Below are 1,877 nucleotides of genomic sequence, written 5' to 3' on the forward strand. Positions count from 1 at the left end.
TGAGCAACCGGATGGGCCGGTTCGGCCGCCTGTTCAGCGAGCAGACCACCGAGGCGATCGACCTGACCCGTCCCGTGGACTTCGACATCAGCGCCCTCTCGCAGGCGGGCGACGACGTGGTCGCCGCGGTCCTCGCGGCCACATGGTCGGGCGCGTTCGCCGCGAAGAACGCGGCCGACATGCTCGCCGAGGCCGGCCTGGAGCCGCGGCGCAACAACGTCATCATCATGGACGAGATGCACCGGGCGCTGCGCGCCAGCCCGCTCATGGTCGACAGGCTCGACCTGCTGACCCGCCTGAACCGTCAGTGGGGCGTGGGCCAGATCATGATCACGCACACGTTCGCCGACCTGCTGTGCCTGGGCTCCGACAGCCAGAACGCGAAGGCGCGCGGCTTCGTGGAACGCTCGAAGATCAAGGTCCTCGGCGCGTTGAGCCGCACCGAGGTCGACCGCTACCTGCGTGGCGAGAGCGGCCTGCCGATCTCGATGCGCGAGGAGGACATGCTCGCCGACTGGGGCACGCCGACCAACTACGCGCAGGGCGCCAGCTACAAGGGCATCGGCAAGTTCCTCATCAAGCTCGGCGGCCTGCCCGGCATCCCGATCAACGTGCAGATGTGCGGGATCGAACGGTCGGGCTTCAACGACACCAACAGGAAATGGGAACGATGACGACAGGGAGGAACATGCCATGACCGACAACGCCCGCACCGGCGGCCCCGGTTTCATGCTCGCGTTGGAGGCGCGGGCGACCGGCCCGGACGAGCCCGACCTGAACACGGCGATCGCCGCGGCCCGCGACGAATACCGGGACGGCGACGCGGACGCGCGGCGCATGTGGTCGGACGCCGCCGCCCATGATTGGGACATGCTGTGCGCCGACCCGGTCACGCGTGGCGAGTGGGCGTCCGACGTGCGCCGTCTCGCGATCCTGGCGACGGTGTTCGAGGCCGTGCCGGAGCGGGCGGAGAGGATGATCCTGACATGGGCGCTTGACCCGGACGAGCCCTCCCGGGCCGACATGCGCGGCATGCTGGGGGACGAACGTCCCGTCGACTTCGACCGGCTCCTGGACGATCTGACGGACGGCGCCTGCGCGTACGCGCCGGGCGACGACCTGCTCGCCGACCGCATCGGGACCGCGTCGAACGTCCTCGGCCCCATCGCCGAGAACGCGCCCGACGTCGTGGCCTATGCGATCACGTCCCTCAAGGCGGCGTTCACGCTCGCGCAGGGCGACCTTGCGGAGGCCATGGACCTGATCGCCTTCTGCCGTCCGCACCTCGATTCCACCCGGCTGGCCGACGCCGTCGAGGCGCAGGCCAGGGCGCGCGCCCAGTCGGGCGGCGACGGCATGGGCGATGGGCATGGCCATGGGCGGGCCGACGCTGTAGGACGGTTGCCGCCTGTCCTCCGTGGCGCGCCGCGTCCGGCCGGACGATGGTTGCGGGGCCGGCGAGGGTCGGCGGCCCCGGAGGGATGGAATCATGCCACAGACACAGCAGGTCATGCGGGGCAATCTCGCGGTCAATCCGAAGTTCTTCCCGGCCGGCAGGGGCGAGGACGGCGTGCAGCGGCGCGCGTATCTTGAGGCCGTGGTCTACCGGTCGGTGCCGCGACGCGACCAGGACGGGAACGTGCAGCGCGGTTCGGACGGGAGCGTGGCGTACGGGGATCCGGAGAAGGTCACGGTGAAGTTCTGGGGTCGGAACGCGGAGGTCCTTCGCGATCTGGATCTCCGCCAGGGCGATCCGGTCGTGGCCACCGGCACGCCGGGACAGCCGGACGCGTTCATCAGCCAGCATGACGGGCGCGCGTACGCGCGGACGGTCATCAACGGGAGCACGCTGCAGATCGACGCGATCCGCGAGGCGC

Annotated in this window: 1 protein-coding gene and 2 pseudogenes; all 3 read left to right on the forward strand. The window is 70.4% G+C overall.

The window, feature by feature from the left end:
* Positions 1-674, forward strand: a pseudogene (locus tag BITS_RS08585) (ATPase); the annotation flags it as partial.
* A gap of 19 nt (positions 675-693) precedes the next feature.
* A complete protein-coding gene (locus BITS_RS08590) occupies positions 694-1,593 on the forward strand; it encodes a hypothetical protein (RefSeq protein ID WP_044259847.1) in 900 nt (299 codons plus the stop codon).
* Positions 1,571-1,877, forward strand: a pseudogene (locus BITS_RS08595) (hypothetical protein); the annotation flags it as partial. The gene BITS_RS08590 and the pseudogene BITS_RS08595, both read left to right, overlap by 23 nt.

This window comes from Bifidobacterium tsurumiense (assembly GCF_000741765.1).
GTDB classification, from domain to species: domain Bacteria; phylum Actinomycetota; class Actinomycetes; order Actinomycetales; family Bifidobacteriaceae; genus Bifidobacterium; species Bifidobacterium tsurumiense.